Raw genomic sequence first — 24,280 nt, forward strand, 5'->3', positions numbered from 1 at the left:
ACTTCACTGACGCATGCCGATCGCCAAACGATTGAAGGCACTCATCAGTGCGACAGCGAAGCTCAGGTCGGCGATTTCAGCCTCGCTGAAATGTGCTTTCAGCGGTTCGAAATCCTCATCGGGCGCGTGGCTTTCCGCCACGTCCGCCAGCGATTCCGTCCAGGCCAGCGCCACGCGCTCGCGTTCGCTGAAATGCGGACTCGCGCGCCAGCCGGCCAGACTGTCCAGCTTCGCATCCGGCACACCGCCGGCGCGCAGCGCCGCCGCGTGCATCTCCAGGCAGAAGGCGCAGCCATTTATCTGCGAAACCCGCAGGTAAACCAGTTCGATCAACTGTTTCCCGAGGCTGCTCTTCTCCAGCGCTTTCTTGGTGGCGCCGAAGCCTCGGTAAGCGTCGGGCGACAGCGTCTGGTAGGGCAATCGAAGTGTGTTCATGTTGATTTCCTTGTCATGAAGCCTGCATCTTAGGAAAATCTTGCCCCACTCTAAAGGTGCAAAAAATGATTGAATGAATGGGACATTGCGCGAACGTACGGCCGTTGAAGCCGAACCGGCAGCACGATGTACCAATCCATATGCAACGGTATCGGCGCTATCGGGACGCAATTGCCGCCTACTCGTTTCGATTGGCAACCGGCTTGCCGGGAACGCACCGCGTCGAGCAAGCAATGCGAGATAATCGGGATCGTTCCGCAACACAGGCCGGTGCGAAAGCGAGCGCCTATCACCGAGGTCGTCGCTCTCGTTGCGCCAGGTTGAAGCGCCCGTCACAGCGCAAACCGTGCCCGAGACAGAAACAGACGTCGAGCATATGATCGCGCCTGGGCCGGCTCCATTTCACAGGGGATAAATTGACAAGCGACCACTCCGTGCTCGACAGCGCATACCAGGCCTACCTGCGGGACAAATCCGCGAGCACCGGACTTGCGCTGTGTCGCGCGCTCAGACGCTCGGGTCACGCGGAAGAAGCGATCCGGGTGGTGAAGGAAATTGCAGACCGGGTTGACGATCCGTTTCTGCGCGCGCAGATCGGCATCGACATGAACCATCTCGGCCTGTTTGCGCAGGCCGAAACGCTGTTGATGCAATCGCTCACGGAGCTTCACCACGAACCGGACCTCCGGGTGTTGAGCGCCGAATTGGTGATCGCACGCTACGCGCAAGGTCATTTCCGCGAAGCCCACGCGCTCAATCGGAAATCGCGCGATGCGTGGGGGCGAGCCGGCGTGGTTTCAAACATTTATCCCACGCATACGAGCGAGTACGGGCGAATTATCGACAAGCTGCTTCGATTCGACGCGTCGGTCGCCGGACGGCGCGTGCTCATCCTTCAGGAAGGCGGTCTTGGCGATGTCATCATGTTTTCCCGGTATCTGCACTTGTTGCGGGACGAAGGTGCCTCGACCATCGTATTGCAGGTACCGGGCATATTGGCACCGGTATTCGCCGCCTATGACTGGATCACGATCGTCGAGAACGCCAGCGATGCCATTGATCAAAGCGACTGCATCCTCTGCACGTTTGACCTGTTTGTCCGGTATCAGACGACGCCCTACTTCCCCAGCTGGACGAATTCATACGTACAGGCGCCAACCGGACGAGAACTGACGCCACGTCTTGCCGACACGTTCAACCATCGACGCGATGGCGTTCGCGAGATAGGCTTGATTTGGCGCAGCAATACGTCGGTGCGCCACGAACCGTATCGATCCATCTCTCTGGCGCAACTCGAGCCGTTGTTCGGTGCGCCGGCGACCCGATTCCACGCGCTGCAGTTCGGCAAGATCACCGACGAAGAGCAAGCGCTGCTGGATAAATACGGCATTGGCGTCATTGGCGACGAGCTGAGCGATCTCGGCGATACCGCCGTCGTCCTCAATGCGCTGGATTTGTTGATTGCGGTGGATACCGGGCCGGCTCACCTCGCCGGCGCACTCGGGCGGCCCGTGTGGGTGTTGCTGTCGGCCGCATGCGACGAGCGCTGGTCCAACAGCCATCGCGATACGCCGTGGTACCGATCGATGCAGTTGTATCGGCAGGCGACGTTGGGCGACTGGAGCAGACCGGTACGGGAGATGGCGGATGCGTTGTCCGGCAATGACTCGGCGTAGTAGCCGATACCGAGGTTTGGCGCCGCGGCACGCGCACCTGTCGGTACGATTGCCCACGGCGTCGTGATTGCACCGGGATGCCCGGCACCGCACACATCACTCGTCAAAGCGACGATCACCGCGCCGGGCGTGCGTCGATGATCCGTTGCGACCGCAACGTGTCGCCCGTCACTCCACTCGGCGCAAGCCCCCGCGCTCCGCTTTCAGTGCATCACGCACCGCCTCGGTAACGCTACGCCAGTTACCGGGTGCCGCCTGACGAAAGGTCCGAATCTGCGGATACCAGGGCCCCGTATCGCCCTGCGCGCCCCAGCGCCACTCCGGCGCACCGAGCATGACCCACGCGGGCAGGCCCAGCGAGCCGGCCAGGTGCACGGGCGCCGAGCAGATCGAGAGGGTCAGGTCCAGGGATGCGGCAAATACCGCCGTATCGTAAAGATCGTTCCACTCGTCGGATCGATTCAGGATAGACAGTCCGCTACGCGTCGCGAAGTCCGGCTCCAGCGGATGTTTCTGCAGCACGAACCAGTCGACGTTTTCAATCTCGGCCAACGGCTGGAGATCTTCAGGCGCAAGACTGCGAGCGCGCCCCGCAAAATAATTGGGTGACGTGTCCCAGCACAAGCCGATTCGCAGCCGATCGGATGCGCGACGGCGGTCATCCAGTGCCCTGGCGGCATCCGCGGCCTTCAGCTTGATATAGCCGTCCCGGTAGGTGGGTACCACCCCTACGCTCGCGCCCAGTCTCGCGGGCAGCAAGTTTTCGAAGATCCAGTAGTCGTAGCTGCCCCAGGTCTCGACCGGCCAGGCGCTCAACAATTCATCGACGCCTTCGAGTTCGCGCAGCAGCTGCATCAATTCCGGCTTGACGCAGAGCGTGACATGGGCGCCCGCTGCCTTCAGGTCCCGGGCGTAACGTGCGTACATCAGGCAATCGCCAAGGCCGAGATGGCTGATCACCAGAATGCGCTTGCCTTCGAGAGACTGCCCGCGCCACAAGCGGTCGTGATGGGTGGTCAGGACACCGGGGCCGCTGCCGAGCGACGCAAGATCGGCCAGCATTTCATATCGGCGCCAGCCGGCCTTCTTGTCACCCAGCAGCAAGAGCAGATTCGCGAGGGGAAACAGGACGTCGCCTCGATAGGGATCGTGTTCGGCGGCCCGGTACAGATAGCCCAGGCTTTCTTCGAAGCGCCCCAGCAAGTAGAGCGAGATGCCGCCCTGCACGAGCGCGCCGATCTCCGTCGGGTACTGCGCCAGGATCGCGCGCGCGATGCGTACGGCACCTTCATGATCTTCGAGGAATCGATGACGTGCCCGCAACGCGATGGTCAGGTCGCCGAATTCGGCCGCCTTCAAGCCATGCCGGCGTGACGTATCGAAGTCGAGCATCTGAAAACTCGCATCGGCAAGCATCAGATGCAGCTCCGCATTGGACGGAAATGCGGCCAGGCCGTCTTTCAAACTGGCGATGGCGGCGGTGCGATCGTTCAGATGATTGAAGTAGATCAGCGCCCTTTCGCGCCACGGCACGGTCGACTCGGGTGTCGCGGCGATGGCGCGATCGCAAGCGTCGAGTGCCTTTTCTGTCTGCCCCTGACGCAGGAGTGCGTCCAGATAGGGTTTCAGAACGAGGTCGTGACGTGGATATTTTTCAAACAGGACCTGGAAAAGATCAACCGCCCGGTCGAACTGTCCGGCCGCCTCCGCGTCGCGCACCTGTGCAGCGACGCCATTGAAGTCCTCATCAAACGACATCCCGTTCCCCGATAGTAAGTTATGCGATGCGATAGCATCGATCTGTCCATCATGCTTCTGCCGCTACGCCACATTGCTCGACGCAACGCACGATTGCCAATCGGCGACACCAGTTCGGTGTGGCGGCGACTCGATCTCCTGGGCCGACAAGGCCCGCATACCGGCGTTTTCCGCAGTTTTCGAATTTCGTTTGGCGGTGCGAGCGCCAGGTTTTACTGTGTCGCGCATTATCCAGCAGATTCTTTTTCCCCAATATCCGTCGCGCCGGCGCATGTGGCGTGGTCAATCCGCGTTCGTCAGGTCGAGGGTGTCCGGCGGTAATCCGCTGGCATAGCGTTGCACGACGATGCGGTAAGCGTGCTCCAGATGATGCACGAAGCGACGCGTGTCGAAGAGCGGTGACCGATCCCGCGCGTCACGGAGCTTTTGCCTGATTGCGTCGAGCCTGCGCGGCGAGCGTGCAAGATCCACTGCGCTGGCCTCATAGGCGTCGAGATCCGGCGCGATCAACTCCGGCAAACCGAGCGCCGCCAGCAGGCTCGCGCCATACCGGCTGGCAAACGTGTCGCCCGGCACCGTCAGTACCGGCAACCCGCACCAAAGCGCGCAGCTTGCCGTGGCCCCGGCGTTGAACGGAACGGTATCGAGGAAGAGATCGGCGCAGGCCTGCCGTGCGAAGTGTTCGGCCAACGGCACGCGTGGTGCAAAGACGATCCGGTCGGGATCGAGCCCGCGCGCGGCCGCTTCGCGCCGCAAGTTGTCCTGTGCAATTCCGCTGTCTCGACAGTGGAGCCAGAGCACACTGCCGTCGACCGCCTTGAGGATGCTGACCCAGCGTTCGAACATGAACGGCAGCAGCTTCACGGGATCGTTGAAGCAGCTGAATACGAATCCGTGCGCCGGCAGCCCATAGGCCGAACGATCCAGCTGCCTGCCGGGCTGCTCGCGATGGCGATCGTTGGGCTGAAACGACCCCGGCAGGTAAATGACCTGCTCTGAATAAAAGTGCCGGTGCGTGCGCGGAATCACGACCTCGTCGGCGAGGATGTAATCGATATGGTCGGCGCCCGTGCTGGCGGGATAGCCCAGGTAGGCGATCTGTACCGGCGCGACGCGCGCCGCGAACACCGTCGGCCGCGCGCCCATGGTGTGTCCGTTCAGGTCGATGGCGATATTCAGCGTCTCGTTCAGCGCGGTGGCAACGATCTCGTCGGATGTCATGCCGTCGACATCGTGAAAGCGATCGAAGGCCGTTCGCGCCCGCATCTGTGCCGGGTCGCGCGGGTCGTTGAAGAACGAAAATGCATGGATCTCGAACTGCTCCCGATCGTGCAGCTCGAACACTTCCGCCATCAATTCCATCATCGGATGCGTGCGGAAGTCCGATGAAAAATAGCCGATGCGGATCTTTTCGCGCGGCATGCCTGCAGCCCGAAAGACCGAATGCGTTGCGGGCCTGGGAATGCGGTGGGCCACATAGATCCGGGCCGCATCCAGTTGCTGCTGCGGGTCGGCACATACGGCCAGGTAGCGAAACGGTTCGATGGTCGGGCGGCCCTCGGCCACCCGGGACGCGATGTCCTGCTGTAGCCCGTCAAGCCCGTCCCAGTCGAACGTGCGCAATTGTGCGGTCAACAACGCGCCCAGCACCCAGGGCTCGTCGGGATTGACCGCAACCGCACGTTTGTAACGCCGGGCCGCTTCGTCGTAACGTGCCAATCGGTCGAGCATGACCGCACTGTTGTTGAGCGCCCTTGCGTCGTTCGGGTTCTGCGCCAGGATGCGTTCGCTCGTCTCCAGCGCAGCTTCATTGCACATGAGCCCGGCCAGTGCAGCGGTCCGGTTGTGCAGCAGTTCAACTCGGTCAGGATGGAATGCCAGCCCCCGGTCGCAGCATTCAAGACACAACTGAAACTGTTGCTTCAGCAACAACGCGTAAGCACGGGTGCATAGCGCACTCAACTGGGAAGGATCGAGTTGCAACGCCTGATCGGTCTGCTCGAGCGCTTCGTCGACGCGGCCAAGACCGTTGAGCGACTGTGCCCGATAGCCCAGCAGGTAGGCTCGAACGGACGGATCCGCCGCGGTTGAGAGCACCGCATCGTAATAGGCGACGGCCTCCGCCAAACGACGCTGCTGACACAGCTGCAGGCCCTGCGAAAACTGCCGATCCAGCTCTTCCTGAGATGCCGCCGATACGCGCGACGCATTCCGTTCGTCACGCAGGTGCTCGAGCGCCCCCGCAACACGCTCGACGACATCGCTCCACTGCCCCGGTTCCGATTGACGGAACAGCCGCGTGCGCGGATACCACGGCGAATCGTCGCGATCCGCGAGCCAGCGCCAGCAGCCGTCGAAGCGCGACAGGATCCAGACCGGCTTGCCCAATGCGCCCGCCACATGCGCAACCGACGTATCGACGGTAATCACGAGATCCAGATGGGCGATGATCGCCGCCGTGTCTGCGAAGTCGCGCACGTGCGCCATCGGATCGACAGGACGCAGCGACGGCGGAATCGTGTCGATCTGCCGGCGGGTCGTTTCGCCCTTCTGCAAGCTCACGAAACTCACGCCCGGAATCTGCAGCAGCGGCAGATACGCGCTTGCCGGAAGCGAGCGCCGGCGATCCGTCGCGTGTGCCTGCGGCTGATCGGGGCGCGGATCGCCCGCCCAGACCAGCCCGACCTTCAGGCCGGCGGCCGGCACGCTGCCCCGCCAGTGCTCGACGAGCGGTGCCGGCACGTGCAGATAGGGCACCGTCGCGGGTATCGTGTCGAGCGTCGTGCCGCAGCGCAACGGAAGACTCATGATCGAGATGGCGTAATCGTGTGCCGCCTCGTCAATCCCGACGCAACGATCCACGCCATCGACCGTTGCGATCAAGCGCGTCAACGCGGCCGGACACACCACCGTCAGCCTCGACACTCCGCGCTCCTTGAGCAGCGGCAGATAGCGCGCGAATTGCACGACATCGCCGAACCCCTGCTCGGGCCAGACGACCAGCGATTTTCCGTCGAGCGGTTCGCCCTGCCAGCGCGGCGCCGGCAGGCTGGCCAGAACGCGAGACGACGAAGCGTCGCCCCAGTGCGAGGAGGGCTGGAAGCGCGCTTCGTAGTGCCGCCACCCGGCTTCGTATTGCCCCATTGCCAGCAGCACCAGACTCAGGTTGAACGTGGTCGGCACGCGGTCGTGATCGAGCGTCAGCGCGTGTCTCAACGCGGCGGCGGCCTCGTCCAGCCTGCCGACCTCATGCAGTAGTCGGCCCAGGTTGTTCCATACCTCCGCGAACGACGGATCGTGTGCGAGCACGTCGCGGTAACACGCTTCGGCCTCGCCGTATCGCTGCTGGGCGAACAGCACGTTGCCGAGGTTGCCTCGCGCCTCGCGCGCGTCGGGTTGCAGCGAAACCGCACGCCGGAAACAAGTCTCGGCTTCCGGCAACCGTCCGAGCGTGTGAAGCAGCGTGCCGAACCGGTTGAGCGTCGCGGGGGCGTTCGGCTCGTGCACGAGCGATTCCCGATAATGCTGCTCCGCTTCGCCGGCCTGCCCGAGCACTTGAAGCAGCATCGCCAGATCGGCATGCACCACGGCGTCGCCCGGGCGGGCGCTCACCGCCTCGCGCAACGTGCGTTCGGCTTCGGCGTGACGGCCCGTGACCTGCAGCAGCAGGCCGAGCCTGCGCAACACCGGACCATGACCGGGATGCAACGCCAATACGCGGCGGTAGCAGGCCTCCGCTTCATCGAAGCGATGCCTGTCATGAAGCAGCAGGCCGAGATTGACGCACGCGTCCACGTTCTCGGGGTGAACCTCGATGGCTCGCCGGTAGCAATGCTCCGCCTCGCCGGCATTTCCTTCGTCTTCGAGCAGAATGCCGAGATTGTTCAGTGCCTCGGTGTGATCGGGGTAAAGCGCAATCGCCGCCCGGTAATGCCGCGCCGCATCCGCCGCCTGCCCGGCGTGATGCGCGGCGACACCGGCTGAAAATTCCGCATTTGCCGCGCCGACGCGTGGCGCGTCGCTGCCCGTAACGTTGTGTTCGCTCATGTTCGACTGGATGGGTGACGCGTCGCCATTGCCATCGGTTCATTCGACCCGGTGCCCCGCTCCGGAACAAGCCCGGTAGATGCTTCGGAAACCGATCAGGGTCATATTTCGTGCCGGAACGGCAATGCTGCGACTGCGGCCATGCCGGAGCGCGGCCTTCACGCACGCCACCGACGACAAGGTGCCCGATTATTATCACGGCGCGACATCCCGATGCAGCATAAAAATGCGTCGCTGCCCGCGACATTTGTTAAATAGCTTGAATGACCGTCAACGGGCCAATGATTTGCCGTACTATCCGGCCGTCATCCTGGCTGATGCCGAACACGGTCGACCGACCTCGGGCAACGGCCGTGGTTTTTATTTTCGGGAGCTCGAGCCGGGCGCCGATTTCATTCGAACGCTAGGACCGATCATGTTTCAGTCCCCCGGAGATTCCTTCGTCAATGGTTCGTTGCTGGGCCTGTGCGTCGAGGTTCCGCTTGCCGCGATCGTTTCGCTGGCGATGCACGGCGTCGACTGGAACGGACAGCGCATCGCGATGCTCATCGCCACGCCGGTCCTGCTCGCGTGCATCGCCCTGCTGACCCGGCCGGTCGCATTCAGCACGGTATGGAAGCACAAGCGCTCGCCGTTCGAGCTCGACGACAATGTGCGCGCGTCGATTTATGGCCGACTCTGCGGGATTGTGATCGGCGTCGTGTTCGGCATCATGGTGGCGACGACGTTCGCCTGATCCGGTCACGCAGGCATTTACGGCGAGGCTCACGCCGCGCGTGAAGCCTGGTTCGCGGACGGATAGCCGCGCTTTCGACAGCGTGTGTTCGCCCGAATTTCCCGCTCACCTGAGCGTCTTCTCATGGCTTCCGATCACGTCGCCGCCAGCAGCGCGTTGAACGACGTATCCCAGAGCGGCGCGACATTGGCTGGCCCATCCAGCACACCGATCCGCGCAAACACATCCGCGACCTGCTGATGCTGCGCCACCACGTCGGGCGTGACCGGCAGCAGCGCGTAGTCTTCGCTGCGCTGGTCGAACATCGCGACGAGATCGGCAACCGGCACGCGCGTCTCGCGGTTCTGCGCGAGCGCATGGTCGCGGACATGCCCGTTCGCCCACGCATACGCGCGCCGAAACCGCAGCAGCAGATCGCCCGTCGCCGCACGACGGCGCGCATCGTCGAGCGTGCGCGGGTTCGCATAGACCGGAAAATTGCCCGACAGATAGCCGTTCCCCGTCTTCAGTACCCGCGCACCGTAGCGATTGCGCGCGAGCTGGCCGTTGTAGCCGTAGATCGCCCATGCGTCGATATCGCCGCGGTCGTAGGCGGATAACCCGTCGGTCGGCGACAGGTTGATCGGCTGGATGTCGTCGAAGCCCAGGCCAGCCTCCGTGAGCTGGCGATACAGGAAGTAGTGCGATGTCGTTGCACGCACGTACCCGACGCGCTTGCCCTTCAGATCCGCGATGCTGTGGATCGACGTCTCCTTGCGCGCGAGCGTGACCTGGTTGTTGAGGTCTTCGCGCACGCGGGTGATGAGCCGGACGTTGGCCTTCTGGCGCGCAGCGAACACGGCCGGAATTTCGCTACCCGAACCGATGTCGAGCGCATCCGCATTGAGCGCCTCGATGTGCAGTACGCCGTTGTTCAGCTCGCGCCAGTCGATCCGATAAGGCGTGTCGGCCAGCCCGGCCGCCTGCAGCAGCGCGCGCCAGCCGCCCTTGTAGGTCGCGACGCGCAACGTGGTGCCGGCGAGATCGGGAGTGACGGCGGCCGCCGCGAACGCGCCCTTCGCGGCGAACGGGGCCGCCACGACCGCGGTGCCGGCCAGCAGCAAACGGCGGCGTGCCGCCGAAATGGACGACATCGGATACTCCTGTGTGTCGGTCGATCGGATGGGACGTGAAAACCGCCGCGTCAATGCAGCGCTGGAAATCCGTGGCGCTCGGCCAGCAGCTCGAGAATGCGGCGCGCGTCGGTGACGAAGCGCACGTCGCCGAGCGTCTGTGCGTCGTCCGGTGCCGGCTGATCGCGGCCGAGCACGAGGACCGGCAGCCCCTGGTGCGCATCGTCGAGCGCGTCGATCACCGCGTGCCGCGGCCGCTCGAAGCCGACACGTTTCACGTCGATGCGGCCTGCGCGATCCGGCGCGCTCGCGAGCAGCCCCTCGATCGACAGCCCATGCGGACAGACGAAGCGCCGGCCCGGATGCTTCGGATCGGCAAAGCCCGGCTCCAGCAAAAACAGCACATCGCGACTCATGTGAAACGGCTCCCGTGTTCGTTGTTCATCCGGGACGGACGCGCGCTTGCGTACCCTTCGGTTCCCGGAGCATGCCGGCCCGAGGCCGGATGCCCGACTCTACCGTTACCCGTCTCACGGCCCTACCAACGTTTTGCGGAATCGATATGCGGATGCACGTAGCGCATCGGCCACCCGCCGCACAGCGTGCGTTGCATAAAAACATCGTGTGCCGGTCCGGATGTATTGCGGATATCGAACCATTTCATCGATCGATATGACGACGCCCGCGCGTTTCCGGCGCTCGACGTTCGCCGTTCGCGCGACGCGGCCGCCGCAGCAGGGGTACCGGACGCAATCGCGACGCCCATGCCGGGCTAGCGGCAACGCACATTACAAATCGGCCGCGCCGCGATTTACAAACCACGGATCGGCCGTTCGCCGGCGCGACCGTCGTCCATAGCATCGTGATCCTCGCAGACGTACTCATAAAAACAGAGGATATTCATGATCAAAAAATCGGTAGTCCTGGGTTTGGTTTCGATCGCTTCGGTCAGCGCGCAGGCGCAGAGTTCGGTCACGTTGTACGGCGTCGTCGATGCCGGTTTCGCTTATACGAACAACCAGGGCGGCGCGAGCAACATCCAGCAGACGAGCGGCAAGCTGAGCGGCAGCCGCTGGGGCCTGAAAGGCGTGGAAGATCTCGGCGGCGGCCTGAAGGCGGTCTTCACGATCGAAAGCGGCTTCCGGCCAAGCGACGGCGGGCTCGGCCAGGGCGGCCGCCTGTTCGGCCGCTCCGCGTACGTGGGGCTGGCCAAGTCGGGCATCGGCACGCTCACCTTCGGCCGCCAGTACGAGCCGATCACCGACCTGGTCGCGCAGTACTCGGGGTCCGGCTTCTGGTCGCCGGCCACGCACGTGGGCGACAACGACAACATGAACCAGAGCTTCCGGCTCAACAACGCGGTGAAGTTCCGCAGCGACACGATCGCCGGCTTCACGGCCGACCTGCTCTATGCGTTCAGCAACCAGGCCAACGGCGGCGCGGGCACCGGGTTCTCGAACAACAACGCGTGGGGCGCGTCGGCGAACTACGTGAACGGCCCGTTGTCGGTGGGCGCCGGCTATGTGCGCTTCAATCATCCGAATTCGACGTCGAATACCAGCGGCGCCGTGGGCGGCGCGACCTCGACCACCGGCAACGACTACAGCGGCGCGTTCTTCTACGGACTGAACGGCGGCGTGCGCAAGCAGCAGATCGGCGTGGTGGGCGCGAACTACGCGCTCGGCCGGGCGACGCTCGGCTTCGCGTGGAGCCACACGCAGCTCGACTATCTCGACGGCTCGTCGCGCAAGTTCAACAACTACGACGTGAACGCGCGTTACCAGATCACGCCGGCGGCCACGCTGATCGGAGTCTATACGTTCACCGACGGGCGCGCGAGCGGCCTGCCGGGCACCGGCGGCCAGACGCTGAAGCCGCGCTGGCACCAGTTCACGCTCGGTTTCGACTATGCGTTGTCGAAGCGCACCGACCTCTACCTGTCCGGCATCTACCAGCTCGCGGCCGGCGATCCGAGCACGGCAACGGCGGGCGGTTATCGCGCGATCGCTGCGATCTCGAACATCGGCAGCGCGTCGTCGACCAACCGCCAGGTCGCGCTCGTCAGCGGGCTGCGCGTGAAGTTCTGACGGTATGCGCATCAGGCGCGGCGCAGCATGGTGCGATAAGCAAAGCGGGAATCGTTGTTTGCCGTGCCGTGTCCGGTTGTCGAGAATGGGCGTTTCCCCGCGTGCGGTACGCGTTTGACCATGATCGACGCTTGTTTTCCTCTCCGCGTACCGCTCAGCAACCGGCGGGTGGTACTACGCCGGCTCGGCAGCGAATGGGCGGCAGCGATGCTGCCTGCCGGCGGTGCGCTCGCGAGCCAGCCGCCCGCCCTGCTCTATCTACTCGACGTGCCGCGGCGGACGTGCGCGCCCGCGCCAACCTACGGCGTACCGGGGCCGCACGAACGCGACGCGATCCGTCGCAGCGCCCATCGTTGTCGTCCGGTGCGTAGCCAACCCGCAAGGAAGCCCTCATGAGCGTCACCTCCCTCGCCACGCTGGTCGCGCCGACGCCGTTCGTCGACGTTCGCTCGCCGGCGGATTTCCCCGACAGCCCGGTGTCGCGCGTCCTCGCTCAGCCGTTGATGCTCGGGCTGTTCCTGCCGATCCAGGCCGGCGGCTGGAGCGCGTCGACGCTGCCGCGCACGACCGACTGGACGTTCGACTACAACGCCGACCTGGTCGCGCGCGCGGAGGCGCTCGGCTTCGATCTCGTGTTCGCGCTGTCGCAGTGGCTGCCGAAAGGCGGCTACGGCGGCGTGTTCGACGGCCACGCGCTCGACTCGTTCATGACGCTGGCCGCGCTGACCGCGCGTACCGAACGGATCATCCTCGTCGCGACGAGCCACGTGCTCTACGGGCCGTGGCATCCGCTGCATTTCGCGAAATTCACCGCGACGCTCGATCACATCTCGCGCGGGCGCTGGGGTATCAACGTCGTGACCGGCCACCGCGCGGTCGAGCACGAGATGTTCGGCTGGAACCGGATCGAGCACGACCGGCGTTACGACATGGCCGCCGAGTTCCTCGACGCGGTCCAGCAGTTGTGGGCGCAACCGGACAATTTCAGCTACACGCCCGCGCTGTCGAGCTGGCGGCTGGGCGGTGCATTTGTGACGCCGAAGCCGTGCCATGGCCGCCCGCTGCTGATCAACGCGACGGGCTCCGACGCGGGCATCGACTTCGCGGCACGCTATTCGGACATCGTGTTCGTCACGAGCCCGGCCGGCCCCGACGCCGAACGCGCGCTCGATGCGCTGCCCGCGCATACCGCACGCGTGAAGGCCGCCGCCGCGGCGCGCGGCCGCACGATCCGGACGCTGCTCAACCCGCTCGTGATCTGCCGCGAAACAGCGGCCGAAGCGCGCGCGTACCGCGACGCGATCGTCGCGCATGCGGACGAAGGCAGCTTCCACCGCTTCGACAGCGACGCGCACGCATGGCGCGGGGGCTTCGAACAGCGCGCGCAGACCGCCGCGCGTGCAATCGGCGGCAACATCTCGATCACGGGCTCGCCGGACGAAGTCGCCGAAACCATCGTGCGACTGCACCGTGCAGGCATCGACGGCGTCCAGTTGAGCTTCTACGACTTCAAGCCCGATCTCGACTTCTTCGGCGAGCGCGTGCTGCCGCTGCTGCGCGACGCCGGCCTGCGGCGCTGACGTCAGGAAGGGGGGCGGCGCGCGCCGGCACGGCCAGGTCAGAACACCCGGCCTTCCGTCAGGTGCGTCGTCACGCCGTTCAGCTCGTAGTCGCCGATCACGCGCGCCTTGTGCAGCAGCGGGTTGTGACTGAAGATCGTGCGCAGGTTGCGCCAGTGCCGGTCGAGGTTGTGTTCGCGCGCCGTCGCCGATGCACCGCCGACTTCGAACAGCCGCTCCGCCGCATGCAGCGCAAGCTTGCTGACGATGAGCTGCGTGCGCGCCGTGGCGAGCGCACTGTCGAGCACCAGCGCGTGCGCATCGGCATCGCCGGCTTCGATCGCGTCGGCGGAGCGGTCGAGCGCCCGCGCGTTTTCGCGGACGAGCGCGTCGATCGCGTGGCTGTGCGCGGACAGCTCGCCGACGACCTGCTGGATGAAATGATCGTCGCGCGCGGTCGGCGCCGGGCTGTGCAGCGCCGGGCGGCCGTGCGCGAGCACGTAGCGGCGCGCATCGGCGACCACGTTGCGCACGATGCCCGCGCCGGTCGCGACGAGATGCAGTTGCCGCAGCGCGCCGCAATGGCGTCCGACGAGCGTCGAGCCGTCGCGCGCGGCCACTTCATCCGCGAACACCTGCACGTCGTCGAGCAGCAGGCTGCCGCTCGCGGTCATGCGCTGGCCCATGCCGTCCCAGTCGTCGAGCACCTGCACGCCGTCGCGCGCGACCGGAATGATCACGGCGACTGCGTCGCCCTGTTCGTTTTCCACATTGACGCGTGCGAAGTCGGCAAACGCGGTGCCGGTCGAATAGTATTTGCGGCCCGTCACGCGATAGTGATCGCCGTCCCGGCGCAGCACGGCGGTGTTCTCGCCGGGCCGCGACGTGCCGCGTTCGGTCGACGCGCCGCCGAAGATCGCGCCGGCCCGCGCACGTTCGAGCTGCACGTCGTTGAACGGCGTGCGCGGCGACAGCCGCAGCGTCTCGGTCTGGTCGTAGTGGATCCGCAGCGCGTGCGCGAGATTCGAATCGGCGGCGGCCAGCGTCGCAATCGTGTCGAACAGATCGACGAGCGTGCCGCCGAGGCCGCCGCGTGCGACCGGAATCCGCAGCACGCCCAGCGCCGAGCGGCGGAAGATCGCGAAACCCTCGAACGGCAGCTCGCGCCGCGCCTCGCGTGACGCGGCATCCTGTCCGATCGCATTCGCGAGATCGGGCAGCGCGGCGAGCGCGTCGCGCAACGCGGCGCGCGGATCGACGGCATCACGGGCAGTCATTCGGCAGGTCCTTGTTCGAGAAGATCGGGCGCTGCGTCGCGCGATCGCGGCATTCGCGAACCGCCGCATGCGCAGCATCGCAAAGTATAGGGACGCGCCCGGCGCGCGCGAAAAACCGATTTCAGCTTTTGTTATGCGTGTGCCGGGAATGGTCGTGCACCGTCGCGTCATGGTCGGATGAGCCGACGCCGGCGCCGGCGCTGCGCGGTCGCGCGTGTCGAATACGAACCGGGCCGATCGCGGCCGTCGCGACGCCGTCGACGGGGCGGGTACGTGCATCGCGTCTTTCGGATACCGGATGTCGATCAGCCCGTGCTCGTCGCGGATGCGTATCGGTGGCACGACCTCCACGCTCGCGCGGCCGGCGCCTTCGCACACGGCCGAGTGCGGGCCACATCGGCCTTGACGGCGGGCGGCCGGATGGCATTGGCCGCGATCGAGATCGGATGGGTCGGGCTCGACGGTCAGCATGCCGTGCATCGCGTACCAGCCGCCGTCCAGGGCTTCCAGCCCCACGAATGAATTTCCCCGAACAGGGGAACGTGCCTTTCCGCCCGCATTGCGGCGTCGTTCGTCGCATGTCCCCCAAGGGGACTTCCTTCGGGGCGTTTGGCACGGCCAAACGGCGCTCCTCACTTCTTGCACTGCGAGCGGAAAGGCACGTTCGCAAGCCCGTTATTAGCGTGAACAGACCCTAGGCGAGCACGTCGCGCAGACGCGCCCGCCCGGGCCTCCCGGCAATCATGGCACCCGCGGCCACGTATCCTGCCGCGTTACTGCTTGCTGCACAGCCCCATCACGAAGAAGCCGGAGCCGTTCGGCTCATCCAGCCAGTACATCGTCGAATGGTTGACCGGCAGCAGCACCGTCGTTTCCTTTTCCTTCGCGAGCTGGATCTGGGCGGCGATCAGCCCGTCGATCCCCTGGGCGACGATCGGGTCGCTCTGGGTACGCGCGGCGGTATCGAGGTCGAACGCCGCGTTGAAGTAGAGCGGGGTCTTCGTCTGACCGTCCGGGCTCACCATCTGCGTGCCGCTGATCGTCGACTGGACCACGTCGGCCTTGCCCGTCAGCCGGTTGCCGACCGTGGTGTCGGGCTCGACACACACCCACTGGCCGTCATAGGCGCCACTCGCGAGCGTGCGCGTCGTCGTGAGCACCATCGAGCCGGTACGCGGGGTGCCCTCGGGCGACGTGCCGAAGCGGTCGACCAGCAACGTCACGTTGCCGCCCTGCCGCGTGACGAATGCACGTCCGTTGATTTTCCCGCCCACCATCATGTCGAACGCGCCGGGATACGTCGCCTGGTCCGGATCCGGCACGAACGTCGCGGTATCGACGAGTGCCGCCCCGGTATCCGTGTCCAGGTTCGTGCAGGTATCGGCATACGGCTTGCCGAAGCAGAAGCGGGCGCTGCCGTCCGCGTTGATCCGAACCTGCCCGGCCTCCGGCTCCTGCGTGCCGACCGGCACGCCGTCCTGGCGGCGATCCCCGGCCAGCGACACGAAGCTGTACGCGCCGGCCAGCGACGCGACATCGGTCACGCCGTTGTTCGTCAGTGCGAGTTGCCCCTGCAGCAAGCCGCCGCCGCCGAGCAGGTTCGGCACGTTGGACAACGAACCGCTCAACAGGCCCGCGCCGTTGTCGTCCTTCGTCAGCGCAAGCGACAGCGACAACGCGGCGATCTGATCGGGAGACAGCGTCACGCCCGGGCCCGCAGCCAGGTTCGACACCACGAACTGTCCGTTGCCCGCGGTCCGGTAGGTGCCGATCACCTGGCCGGCCAGGCCGAATTGCGAGTTGACGAACGTCAGCGTCAACTGGCCGGCAGCCGGCCGATCGACGTCGATGCGGATCGTGTCGCCGAATCCGACCGTGCCGACATAGCTCGAACCGGACGCGAGCGGCGTCACGGCCGCGCTGGTGGCGCCCGACCCGTTCGTCCCGCCGGGGCTGGTCGTGGCCGTCGGGCTGCCCGAGTCGCCGCCGCCGCATGCGGCGAGCAGGATCGATACGCTGGCGCTGATGCCGAAAACGAGGAGTTTGGAAGATTTCATGGTTTTAATGGGAAGGTGACAATTGGACAGACTCAATGAACAGGTCGATGCCGGCGCGCCGCTCAGGCCGGCGAGCCGGCATCGAACGCGCGAAAACGCGCGCGCAGCAGCGGATGCGCGTCGACCATCCGCGCGCAGAGCTCCGGGAAGCGCCGCAGAAACGGAATCAGGGCCGTGTCGTCGCGGGAAAACATGCCCTGGTTCGTCGGGCAATCCAGCACGACCTTGGTCTGGCCGTCGCTGATCTCGATGCGCGGCCAGGCAAGACAGATGAAGCATCCGCCGATGAATATGTTGGTATCCGAATGAAATTCGCGCGGAACGGACTTCATGATGAATTGCAGTGCCCTGGATTCCATGGATGGTTGCAGCCTGTCAGTGACTCGTCCGATTCGCACGCACTCGTCGAATGCATGCGGCATCGACGCTCCGTTCGGGCGTCTTGCCTGTCTATTCGGATCGCCACGGCATTTGTTCGGTCGATGAGCACTTTTTTTTCGTGTCGCGCCCAACCGACGACGTCGCGTTGAATGCCATGACACTACCTTTTGGGTTGCATTGAAACTTATTGAGACCTGTCTGTCAACAAGTAGCAATGCGACTATTCAGGTCGTGTCATGAGGTGAGCACATGGACCAAGAAGAAGCACAGGCCCTGGCGGAGTGCGTCGGGCGCGCGATTGCCCGCAAACGGGTGGAAGCCGGCCTGACCCAGGAACAGGTGGCCGAGCAGTTGTCGCTCGGGCGGGAGGCGATCGCGCGGATCGAGCGTGGCACGTCGATTCCGACCATCGTGCGCCTCGCCGAATTCGCGGCGCTGTTCGGCTGCGCGACCGAGGAATTGCTGACGGGGGCGTCGCCGAGAATCGACGATCAGACGTTGGCGATCATGCGCAACCTGCGCGAATTGGCGCCGCGCGACCGGCAGATGCTGGTCGAATGGGTGGAAACGTTTGCACAACGCCTGCGCCGCCATCGCGACTGACCACGCGCCGCGCCGGCAGTGCTATTGCGCCGGGGAGCGCCCGGCGCGATGGCCGGCATCCCGCAGCATCAGGTTCAGCGCATCCGACCAGTTCTGCGCGTCGCTGCCCTGCCCGCGTTCCGCCCGCAACTGCGCGAGATCGAGCTTGGCGCGCACGACGTCCTGCGCCGCCGCACGCGCCAACCATTTCTCGGCTTCGCCGTAGTCGCGCGCGACCAGCTTGCCCTCGAAATAGGTTTCGCCGAGAAGCGTCTGCGCGATCGGGTAATTCATCTGCGCCGCACGCCGGTAATACGCGAGTGCCGCGCGCGGGTCGCGGCGCGTGCCGAATCCGCCCTCGGCAATCCTGCCGAGCGTGGTCAACGCGGCCGCGTCATTCGAGCGCGCCCGCAACGCGCGGATCGACGCACCGTCCGCGTGCTGCGCGGCGGCTTCGATCCGGTGCTCCGCGTCGGTCCACGAGTCCTGCTGCCGCTGGGCATCCGTTTCGGTGCGCGCAGCCGCGGATCCGGGTGCGGCAGCGGCCGGCCACACCGGCTCCCCGCCGGTCCCGCGCACCGCGCCACGCTGCGCCGGCGGCGCAACGGCGGGCCGCGCGGCGGCGGTTCCCGGCTGCGCGATCGTCAGGTCGCCGATCAGGCCGCTTGCGATCCACGGACGTTGCTGCCCCTGGGTCACGTCGCTGACCTGTTGCTGCGTATGCTCGAGCGCCTGCTTGAGCGTCGCGCCGGGAGCGGCAAGATAGGTCGCCAGGTAGTACGCGAACGGCCCGTTGTCGACCGGCTGACCGAACGTCCGCATCGAATCGTAGGCGGCTGCCTGGTCGGCGGTCGAATACGCGATCAGCTCGCCGCGCGCCGCCGGATCGCGCTTGAGCGACTGGCCGGCACGGCCGCGGGACGGCACGCGACACGCGTCGATCAGCGCGACAAACGCGTCGGGCCGCGACGCCTTCACCTGCGCGCGCACCGCGTTGAATCGAATGCCCCGTTGCGGCAGCGTGGCACGCGTCATGGCCGCGATCGGGATGCCGGTCTTGACCGGTACGAGAAAATTGTCGCCGCCGGATTCAAAGCCGTGACCCGCGTAGTAAAAAATCGCGACCTGTGCGCCACGCGCGCGCGTGGCAAGCCAGTCGACCGACGCGTTGAACTCGTCGCGGGTCAGGTCGGTGCCGATCCGCGTTTCGAATCCAAGCTGCGTGAAGGTCCGGCCGATCAGCGCCGCGTCGTTGGCCGGCGAACCCAGCCGGTCGGCGCCGTCATAGGCCGCATTGCCGATCACGAGCGCGACTTTCGTCCCGGTCGCGCGGCCCCCGTCGATCGTTGCGCCGGCCCATCCGGCCCGGGACTGCAACGATGCAACCACCAGAACGGCAACGCACGCGCATGCGCGGCGGCCCGATCGCAAGAAAAACATCCGCACGTTTCCCCGTTGTTGTTTTGGAGCGTCATTCCGAATATCGGAACGGCACCGGTTGACCAACGTCATTCCGGCCGAAGAATACGGCAATTGCACAATGCAATGTCGATCGGTTTGGTTGAAACCAGCATGACCGGCCAGAGCAATCCAGCTGCGGCACACCGAGCGGGGCGCCGCCTGGTCGAATGAAGGATTTCAGTGCGGCCGCATGCGAACCGGACGCCAAATCCGGCCCGTATTCGCGTGCAATGAGATGTTCGATGACAAAATTTGCGGATGGCGAAACTTCATAATTTCAGTGTAGTATCCGCTGCAGAAGACCATTAGTAATAGCAATCGAAATAATGAAAGCAGTTTGTCAGTTTAAAGCTGACGACTAAAGCGGGGAAAGCGTGAATTCGCCATTCAAATCCGGGGCATTCAGATTCGTTACGTCGTACGCGTCCATTCGTGTCGACGAGACCTCCTCTTCTCCTTACCGACCCAATCACGACTGATATTCCGCGCTAAGCGCGCCGCGCCGTTCATTTGCGTGACGAGCGGCCGGTGCAGCGCGACGCCGTGGTTCGGACCAGCATGCGCATACCCGCGCGGCGTCGTCATGCCGATCGACGAAAAGAAGAGGATTACTTATTTATGGCGCAATGTACGCACTGCGAGAGCGAACTGCCGGACGGCCTGAAGTTCTGCATCAAATGCGGCACCCCCGTCGCAGCCGCTCAGCCCCGGATCGAGGCCGCCGTCTCCCCCTGCCGGCGCTGCCACACCGAACTGACGCCGAACCAGCGTTTCTGCAACAAGTGCGGGACGCCGGTCGCGACGGCGAACGACGTCGACGTGATCGATGTCGAGTTGCCCGCACCGCCTGTCGAGCCGGTACGGGCACCTGAGCCGGTTCAGCCGTCCGGACACGTCGCTGCCGAAACGGCGCGCGGGATTCCGCACGGCGCCGCCGAGGTGTCCAGCACGCACGTGGCGCCCGTCGTCGAACCCGCGGAGGCGGATGTTGCCGTGGATGACGCGCCCCCCGTCACGGACATTGCCGAAACGGCATCGAGCCAGGTGAGCGCGCCGGTGTCATCGCCCGAACCTGCGATGCCCGCCGCGCGTGCGGCCGAGGCAGACGATCGCGACGCTGCAACCGGCACCTCGCATGCGACGCCGGCCGTCGCGGATCCGCAGCCCGCGAGTGTGACCGCAGCAGCGATCGCCGAAGCGGCTGTCGAGCGTCACGACGTATCCCGCGACGTACCGGATGTGGACGTCCCGTCGGCGTCGGCTGCGGACGTGCCCGATACCGCCGTCGCACACGCCGGCGAATCCGATCCTCCCGTCTCCGTGGTCGAGGAAACGATCGTGCTGCCCGCGTCCGCGCAACCCGAGCGACCGGCATCCGGCGCGGCACCGCAACCGGTCCCGCCGGCCGCCCCGACGAACCGCGACACGTCGGCCACGCCCAAGATCATCGCGGCCGGTGTCGCACTCGTCGTCGCCTGCGCAGGCGGCGCATTCTGGTGGCATGGCCGCCATGCGAGCACGCCGTCCGCCCCCGAACCTGCCGCCGCGTCCGCGGTTCCGGCCGTGACGGCCGACGCCGCCTCGGGTCTCGCTGCATCGGGTTCGCTCGCCGCCAGCGCAGTCGGTGCAACGGCTTCGACCGACGTTCCGGCATCCGCACCGATCAATGCGGCCGCGATCAACGCAGCCGCGCTCGCCGCCAGCGCGACCGCGCCCGCGCCCGCCTCGACGCCGGCCGTCGTCACGAATGCGGCGCCGGCATCCGTGAATGCGCAGCAAACGTCGCCGTTTGCAAACTTGCAGGACAACGCGCCCGCGCCGTCCGAACCCGCAGCCATTGCCGCTGCGCCGCACGTCAAGCCGCGCCCGACGCCGCCCGCCCGCACGGCCGCCGCAACGGCGCCGGCCTCGCCCGCGATCGACGGCCTGCTGAAACGCGCGCAGGGCGACCTGTCGCGCGGCCAGTACGACAAGGCGATCGCGACAGCGGAAAGCGTCCTTGCGCTCGAGCCCGGCAACCGTCCGGCGAAGACGCTCATCGACAAGGCGAAGGCGCGGCAGATGGATGCCTTGCGCAACAACAGCACACTTGAATAAAGCGCCGGAGAAGACCGACATGACAATCCAGAAAACCCTCGCCGCCGCCTGCGCGGTCACCTTGCTCGCCAGCGGCTGCGCTTCCCAGAACGGGGCCGGCGGGATCTCGTCCGAATCCGTGCTGCGCTGTACGGCGCTCGGCGCCGGCGGCGCGATCGTCGGCGCGCTGATCGGCGGCACCAAGGGCGCGATCGGCGGCGCGGTCGCCGGGCTCGCCGCGTGCGCCGTGATCGAAGTGGCGACGCGGCAGACGAAGACGGCCGCCGAAGTCGATCGCGATTACCGCGCGAGCAATCGCAACAACCTGCCGCCGTACGCGAAGATCGACGCCTACAACACGGTCGTGACGCCGCGCTCCGCCGTCAAGGCCGGCGATCCGATCAAGCTGGAATCGCAGATTCGCGCGGTGTCCGGTACGAACGAGCCCGTCCAGGAAGTCAAGGAAGTCGTGACCGTCTACGCACCGTCGGGCGAGCAGTTCAAGCGCGGCGAAAAGGTCGTCAACGCGACGCCGGGCAGCGGCGAATTCGACAACAGCTTCACGCTGAAACTGCCGTCGGGCGCGCCGCAAGGCACGTACACGCTCAAGAGCCAGGTCTACCTGAACGGCAAGCCCGGCACGATCCGGCAGTCGAACATCCAGCTCGCGCAGGTCGACGGCGTCACCGTCGTCGCGCTGCTCGACGCCCCCGCCGCACACTGACCGGCCCGTCCTCGCAAGGAGATCAACGATGTCAACGCTCGATCACGCACCCGAGGCGGGTAAGTTCGGCCTGCTGCGCGCCGCCGAGGCGGTCACGAACTGGCGCGCGCTCGCCATGTGCGCTTTCGCGATCGTCGCCAGCATGCTGATGGGCATGCTCACGATCCAGGTCCTCCGTCACAGCCCGGTGCTCGGCCTGCTGTTCGTCATCGCGACCTTCGCCACCGCGCTCATCGGCTATTCCGCGGTCGGTATCGTGCTGATGCGCGATGCGCAGGGCGAATCGGTCGGGTTCGTCGATGCGGTACTGCAGGCGACGTTCACCGCCCACCGCCTCCTCGGGATCGGCGTGCTGCTCGCCGTCGGCTGGATCCTGCTGCTGCTCGCGCTGCTGATCGTGTTCCTGGTCTGCAAGATCCCGGGCCTCGGCCCGCTGCTGTATGCGATCGCGTATCCGCTCGCGGCAATCGTCGCGGGCGCGATCTTCGCCGGCATGTGGTACGTCGGCTATCCGCTCGCCGCCCCCGCCATCTGGCAGGGCAACACGACGCTGCAGACCGCCGCGCGCCTGCTGCATATCGGCCGCCGCCAGCTGCTGGGCGTGATCGTCAGGATGTTCGGGCTGCTGCTGCTCGTCGGCGTGCTGTCGGCGGTCGTGTTCGGCATCCTCGGCACAGGCGCCGCGATCGCATCGTCGATCTCCGCGGCGACCGGCACCAGCCCGTTGGGCGGCTTGCTGGGCATGCTCGGCGGCATGGGCGGCCTGGGTGGCCTCGGCGGGTTCGGCCGCCACGCCGGCGCGTACGGCATGGGCGCCTACGGTCTCGGCGCGGATGCCGCGGGTGGCGGTTTCGGCGGGATGGGCGGGTTCGACTACCGCAGCATGGCCTACCTGGGCGCGTACGGCTTCGGCAACGGCCTGCTGTTCGCGATCGGTCTCGTGATTCCGTTCCTGACGTTCGTCAACGGCACGTGCCTCATCTACCTGCAGACGGTCAGCGGCGTCGACTTCTCCGCGACGGAAGAAAAGCTGAGCCAGCACGTCGCAGACGCGAAACGTCATGCCGAACAGGCACGCGAGCGCGCCGCCGATCGCCTCGCGAAAGCACGCGACGCACACACCGCCAGCACCGCCAGCACCGCCGGCGCGGCGGGCGCCGCTCCGCTGACGTCGCCGGGAACGGTGTCGCCGGCCGCGGACGATGCCACAGCGTGTGCGCAATGCCACAAGCCCATGGCCGCCGACGACCTGTTCTGCGGCGAATGCGGTGCGCGCCGTTCCGCATGACGGCCGCGTGACGGCCTGCCGGCGTACCGCCTTCCGGGCGGGTTCGCCGCAGGCCTCGATCGCGGGCGAACAAATTGCACCCTCACGCGAATGAAGAGACGAACGGCGCGCTGCACATGGCCACCCATGCCGGCGCCCCTTCGTCCACTTTCGGAGAACCCCATGTTCCGTCGTCCTCTGCTCACCCTCTTCGCCGCCGCGCTGGCGGCGCTTCCGCTTCTGTCGGCCCATGCGCAGATCCCGCCCGACGTGCGTGCGCGCTATGAAGCGACGACGAGCCGCTTCAGCCACCCCGACGGGCTGCGCCCCGAGGCCGACCAGGCCTACACCGTTTCCGCCTTTCCGGGCATCTACGCGATCCGCGTGTCGAAAACCGGCAACGCACCGCCGCCGCTCGTCGGCATGCCCGTGATGTTCTTCGACAGCGACGCATCGTGGCTGCTGTCGCCGTTGGGCGACGACACGTCGAGCCCGTACTACCAGCACTGGCGCGTCGCGAACGTGAAGCACTGGAAGGGCTGGGAGAACGTCGCGCAGGATTCGCCCCTCGTCCAGCAACTGTTGCGCTCGATGCCCGTCGACAAGCTGGTGCATCAAGGCGCCGACGCCCCCGTGTTCGTCTACCTGGCCGCCCCGGACTGCCCGTATTGCCGGCGCGACCAGGCCGCGATGGAGCGCAGCCCGTACAGCTTCGCGATCCTGCCGATCACGCTCGACCCGACGCGGATGCCGGTCGTCGAGCATCTTGCCTGCGCCGACGATCCGCTCGGGGACTGGAACAAGCTGATGCGCACCGGGCGCGGCAGCACCGCGCCGTGCAGCCGCTTCGACCGCGCGGCATGGTGGGACCTGAAGCAGCTGTTCTTCCCGCGCTCGGCGACGCCCGCGTTCCTGTTTGCCGACGGCACCGTGATTCGCGGCGACGTCGACGCCGCGATGCGCAAGGCCGCGGACATGAAGGCGCGCGGCCTCGTATTCCAGTGATTTGCCCGGCCGGCCCGCGAGGCCGGCCCCGTCATCCTCC

General features: G+C 66.0%; 18 protein-coding genes. 9 read left to right on the forward strand and 9 right to left on the reverse strand.

All coding sequences use genetic code 11. From position 1 onward, the window contains the following. Positions 1-3 precede the first annotated feature (3 nt). On the reverse strand, positions 4-435 hold the full coding sequence (locus QZM67_RS08545) for a carboxymuconolactone decarboxylase family protein (protein WP_301801841.1): 432 nt from the start codon (positions 433-435) through the stop codon (positions 4-6). A 434-nt stretch (positions 436-869) separates the two neighbouring features. Here QZM67_RS08545 and QZM67_RS08550 point away from each other — a divergent pair, with 434 nt between their 5' ends. Then, positions 870-2,111, forward strand: a complete 1,242-nt coding sequence (locus QZM67_RS08550) for a glycosyltransferase family 9 protein (RefSeq protein ID WP_301801843.1) — start codon at positions 870-872, stop codon at positions 2,109-2,111. 168 nt (positions 2,112-2,279) lie between these two features. On the opposite strand, the gene QZM67_RS08555 is transcribed toward QZM67_RS08550, so the two are convergent. Then, positions 2,280-3,869: a tetratricopeptide repeat protein gene (locus tag QZM67_RS08555; RefSeq protein WP_301801845.1), complete on the reverse strand. Its 1,590-nt coding sequence runs from the start codon at positions 3,867-3,869 to the stop codon at positions 2,280-2,282. Positions 3,870-4,151: 282 nt separating this feature from the next. Further along, complete coding sequence (locus tag QZM67_RS08560; RefSeq protein ID WP_301801847.1) at positions 4,152-7,916, reverse strand: tetratricopeptide repeat protein; 3,765 nt, start codon at positions 7,914-7,916, stop codon at positions 4,152-4,154. 124 nt (positions 7,917-8,040) lie between these two features. Between QZM67_RS08560 and QZM67_RS08565 the strand changes: the two genes are divergently transcribed. After that, positions 8,041-8,652 carry a hypothetical protein gene (locus tag QZM67_RS08565; protein WP_235996253.1) on the forward strand — a complete coding sequence of 204 codons (612 nt, stop codon included), beginning with the start codon at positions 8,041-8,043 and terminating at the stop codon, positions 8,650-8,652. A gap of 134 nt (positions 8,653-8,786) precedes the next feature. On the opposite strand, the gene QZM67_RS08570 is transcribed toward QZM67_RS08565, so the two are convergent. Together QZM67_RS08570 and QZM67_RS08575 are read right to left on the reverse strand one after the other, a co-directional pair. Beyond that, positions 8,787-9,785, reverse strand: coding sequence for an ABC transporter substrate-binding protein (locus tag QZM67_RS08570; protein WP_301801851.1), 999 nt, complete (start codon positions 9,783-9,785; stop codon positions 8,787-8,789). A gap of 50 nt (positions 9,786-9,835) precedes the next feature. Then, on the reverse strand, positions 9,836-10,180 hold the full coding sequence (locus QZM67_RS08575; protein ID WP_301801854.1) for a DUF3088 domain-containing protein: 345 nt from the start codon (positions 10,178-10,180) through the stop codon (positions 9,836-9,838). 486 nt (positions 10,181-10,666) lie between these two features. Here QZM67_RS08575 and QZM67_RS08580 point away from each other — a divergent pair, with 486 nt between their 5' ends. Further along, positions 10,667-11,851 carry a porin gene (locus QZM67_RS08580; RefSeq protein WP_301801856.1) on the forward strand — a complete coding sequence of 395 codons (1,185 nt, stop codon included), beginning with the start codon at positions 10,667-10,669 and terminating at the stop codon, positions 11,849-11,851. 392 nt (positions 11,852-12,243) lie between these two features. Further along, a complete protein-coding gene (locus QZM67_RS08585; protein ID WP_301801858.1) occupies positions 12,244-13,431 on the forward strand; it encodes an LLM class flavin-dependent oxidoreductase in 1,188 nt (395 codons plus the stop codon). A 38-nt stretch (positions 13,432-13,469) separates the two neighbouring features. Here QZM67_RS08585 and QZM67_RS08590 read toward each other — a convergent pair whose 3' ends face one another. The 3 genes from QZM67_RS08590 to QZM67_RS08600 all read right to left on the reverse strand — a co-directional run bounded on the left by QZM67_RS08590 (position 13,470) and on the right by QZM67_RS08600 (position 17,076). Next, positions 13,470-14,687 (reverse strand): acyl-CoA dehydrogenase family protein, encoded by a 1,218-nt coding sequence (locus QZM67_RS08590; RefSeq protein WP_301801860.1) that lies wholly within the window; start codon positions 14,685-14,687, stop codon positions 13,470-13,472. A 773-nt stretch (positions 14,688-15,460) separates the two neighbouring features. Beyond that, on the reverse strand, positions 15,461-16,744 hold the full coding sequence (locus QZM67_RS08595) for a hypothetical protein (RefSeq protein WP_301801862.1): 1,284 nt from the start codon (positions 16,742-16,744) through the stop codon (positions 15,461-15,463). A gap of 62 nt (positions 16,745-16,806) precedes the next feature. Next, positions 16,807-17,076: a hypothetical protein gene (locus QZM67_RS08600; protein WP_059888641.1), complete on the reverse strand. Its 270-nt coding sequence runs from the start codon at positions 17,074-17,076 to the stop codon at positions 16,807-16,809. Between the two features lie 298 nt (positions 17,077-17,374). On the opposite strand from QZM67_RS08600, the gene QZM67_RS08605 reads away from it, so the two are divergent. Then, a complete protein-coding gene (locus QZM67_RS08605; RefSeq protein ID WP_175025586.1) occupies positions 17,375-17,728 on the forward strand; it encodes a helix-turn-helix domain-containing protein in 354 nt (117 codons plus the stop codon). A gap of 21 nt (positions 17,729-17,749) precedes the next feature. On the opposite strand, the gene QZM67_RS08610 is transcribed toward QZM67_RS08605, so the two are convergent. After that, on the reverse strand, positions 17,750-19,147 hold the full coding sequence (locus QZM67_RS08610) for a caspase family protein (RefSeq protein WP_301801866.1): 1,398 nt from the start codon (positions 19,145-19,147) through the stop codon (positions 17,750-17,752). A 639-nt stretch (positions 19,148-19,786) separates the two neighbouring features. Between QZM67_RS08610 and QZM67_RS08615 the strand changes: the two genes are divergently transcribed. The 4 genes from QZM67_RS08615 to QZM67_RS08630 all read left to right on the forward strand — a co-directional run bounded on the left by QZM67_RS08615 (position 19,787) and on the right by QZM67_RS08630 (position 24,240). Continuing rightward, the gene (locus QZM67_RS08615) at positions 19,787-21,265 is read left to right on the forward strand and encodes a zinc ribbon domain-containing protein (RefSeq protein ID WP_301801868.1); all 1,479 of its coding nucleotides are present in this window, start codon (positions 19,787-19,789) and stop codon (positions 21,263-21,265) included. A gap of 19 nt (positions 21,266-21,284) precedes the next feature. Then, positions 21,285-21,968 carry a hypothetical protein gene (locus tag QZM67_RS08620; RefSeq protein WP_226112300.1) on the forward strand — a complete coding sequence of 228 codons (684 nt, stop codon included), beginning with the start codon at positions 21,285-21,287 and terminating at the stop codon, positions 21,966-21,968. Between the two features lie 28 nt (positions 21,969-21,996). Beyond that, positions 21,997-23,256 (forward strand): hypothetical protein, encoded by a 1,260-nt coding sequence (locus tag QZM67_RS08625; RefSeq protein WP_301801870.1) that lies wholly within the window; start codon positions 21,997-21,999, stop codon positions 23,254-23,256. A 162-nt stretch (positions 23,257-23,418) separates the two neighbouring features. Beyond that, the gene (locus QZM67_RS08630) at positions 23,419-24,240 is read left to right on the forward strand and encodes a thioredoxin fold domain-containing protein (protein ID WP_059888653.1); all 822 of its coding nucleotides are present in this window, start codon (positions 23,419-23,421) and stop codon (positions 24,238-24,240) included. Positions 24,241-24,280 lie beyond the last annotated feature (40 nt).

Origin of the sequence: Burkholderia sp. AU45251 (assembly GCF_030482905.1) — a bacterium.
Lineage (GTDB): Bacteria > Pseudomonadota > Gammaproteobacteria > Burkholderiales > Burkholderiaceae > Burkholderia > Burkholderia aenigmatica.

Excerpts from the sequence above, each read along its gene's own strand:
- QZM67_RS08545 (WP_301801841.1), bottom strand. The coding sequence starts at position 435 with ATGAACACACTTCGATTGCCCTACCAGACGCTGTCGCCCGACGCTTAC.
- QZM67_RS08555 (WP_301801845.1), bottom strand. The coding sequence starts at position 3,869 with ATGTCGTTTGATGAGGACTTCAATGGCGTCGCTGCACAGGTGCGCGAC.
- QZM67_RS08560 (WP_301801847.1), bottom strand. The coding sequence starts at position 7,916 with ATGAGCGAACACAACGTTACGGGCAGCGACGCGCCACGCGTCGGCGCG.
- QZM67_RS08565 (WP_235996253.1), top strand. The coding sequence starts at position 8,041 with ATGCTGCGACTGCGGCCATGCCGGAGCGCGGCCTTCACGCACGCCACC.
- QZM67_RS08570 (WP_301801851.1), bottom strand. The coding sequence starts at position 9,785 with ATGTCGTCCATTTCGGCGGCACGCCGCCGTTTGCTGCTGGCCGGCACC.
- QZM67_RS08575 (WP_301801854.1), bottom strand. The coding sequence starts at position 10,180 with ATGAGTCGCGATGTGCTGTTTTTGCTGGAGCCGGGCTTTGCCGATCCG.
- QZM67_RS08580 (WP_301801856.1), top strand. The coding sequence starts at position 10,667 with ATGATCAAAAAATCGGTAGTCCTGGGTTTGGTTTCGATCGCTTCGGTC.
- QZM67_RS08585 (WP_301801858.1), top strand. The coding sequence starts at position 12,244 with ATGAGCGTCACCTCCCTCGCCACGCTGGTCGCGCCGACGCCGTTCGTC.
- QZM67_RS08590 (WP_301801860.1), bottom strand. The coding sequence starts at position 14,687 with ATGACTGCCCGTGATGCCGTCGATCCGCGCGCCGCGTTGCGCGACGCG.
- QZM67_RS08595 (WP_301801862.1), bottom strand. The coding sequence starts at position 16,744 with ATGAAATCTTCCAAACTCCTCGTTTTCGGCATCAGCGCCAGCGTATCG.
- QZM67_RS08600 (WP_059888641.1), bottom strand. The coding sequence starts at position 17,076 with ATGAAGTCCGTTCCGCGCGAATTTCATTCGGATACCAACATATTCATC.
- QZM67_RS08605 (WP_175025586.1), top strand. The coding sequence starts at position 17,375 with ATGGACCAAGAAGAAGCACAGGCCCTGGCGGAGTGCGTCGGGCGCGCG.
- QZM67_RS08610 (WP_301801866.1), bottom strand. The coding sequence starts at position 19,147 with ATGTTTTTCTTGCGATCGGGCCGCCGCGCATGCGCGTGCGTTGCCGTT.
- QZM67_RS08615 (WP_301801868.1), top strand. The coding sequence starts at position 19,787 with ATGGCGCAATGTACGCACTGCGAGAGCGAACTGCCGGACGGCCTGAAG.
- QZM67_RS08620 (WP_226112300.1), top strand. The coding sequence starts at position 21,285 with ATGACAATCCAGAAAACCCTCGCCGCCGCCTGCGCGGTCACCTTGCTC.
- QZM67_RS08625 (WP_301801870.1), top strand. The coding sequence starts at position 21,997 with ATGTCAACGCTCGATCACGCACCCGAGGCGGGTAAGTTCGGCCTGCTG.
- QZM67_RS08630 (WP_059888653.1), top strand. The coding sequence starts at position 23,419 with ATGTTCCGTCGTCCTCTGCTCACCCTCTTCGCCGCCGCGCTGGCGGCG.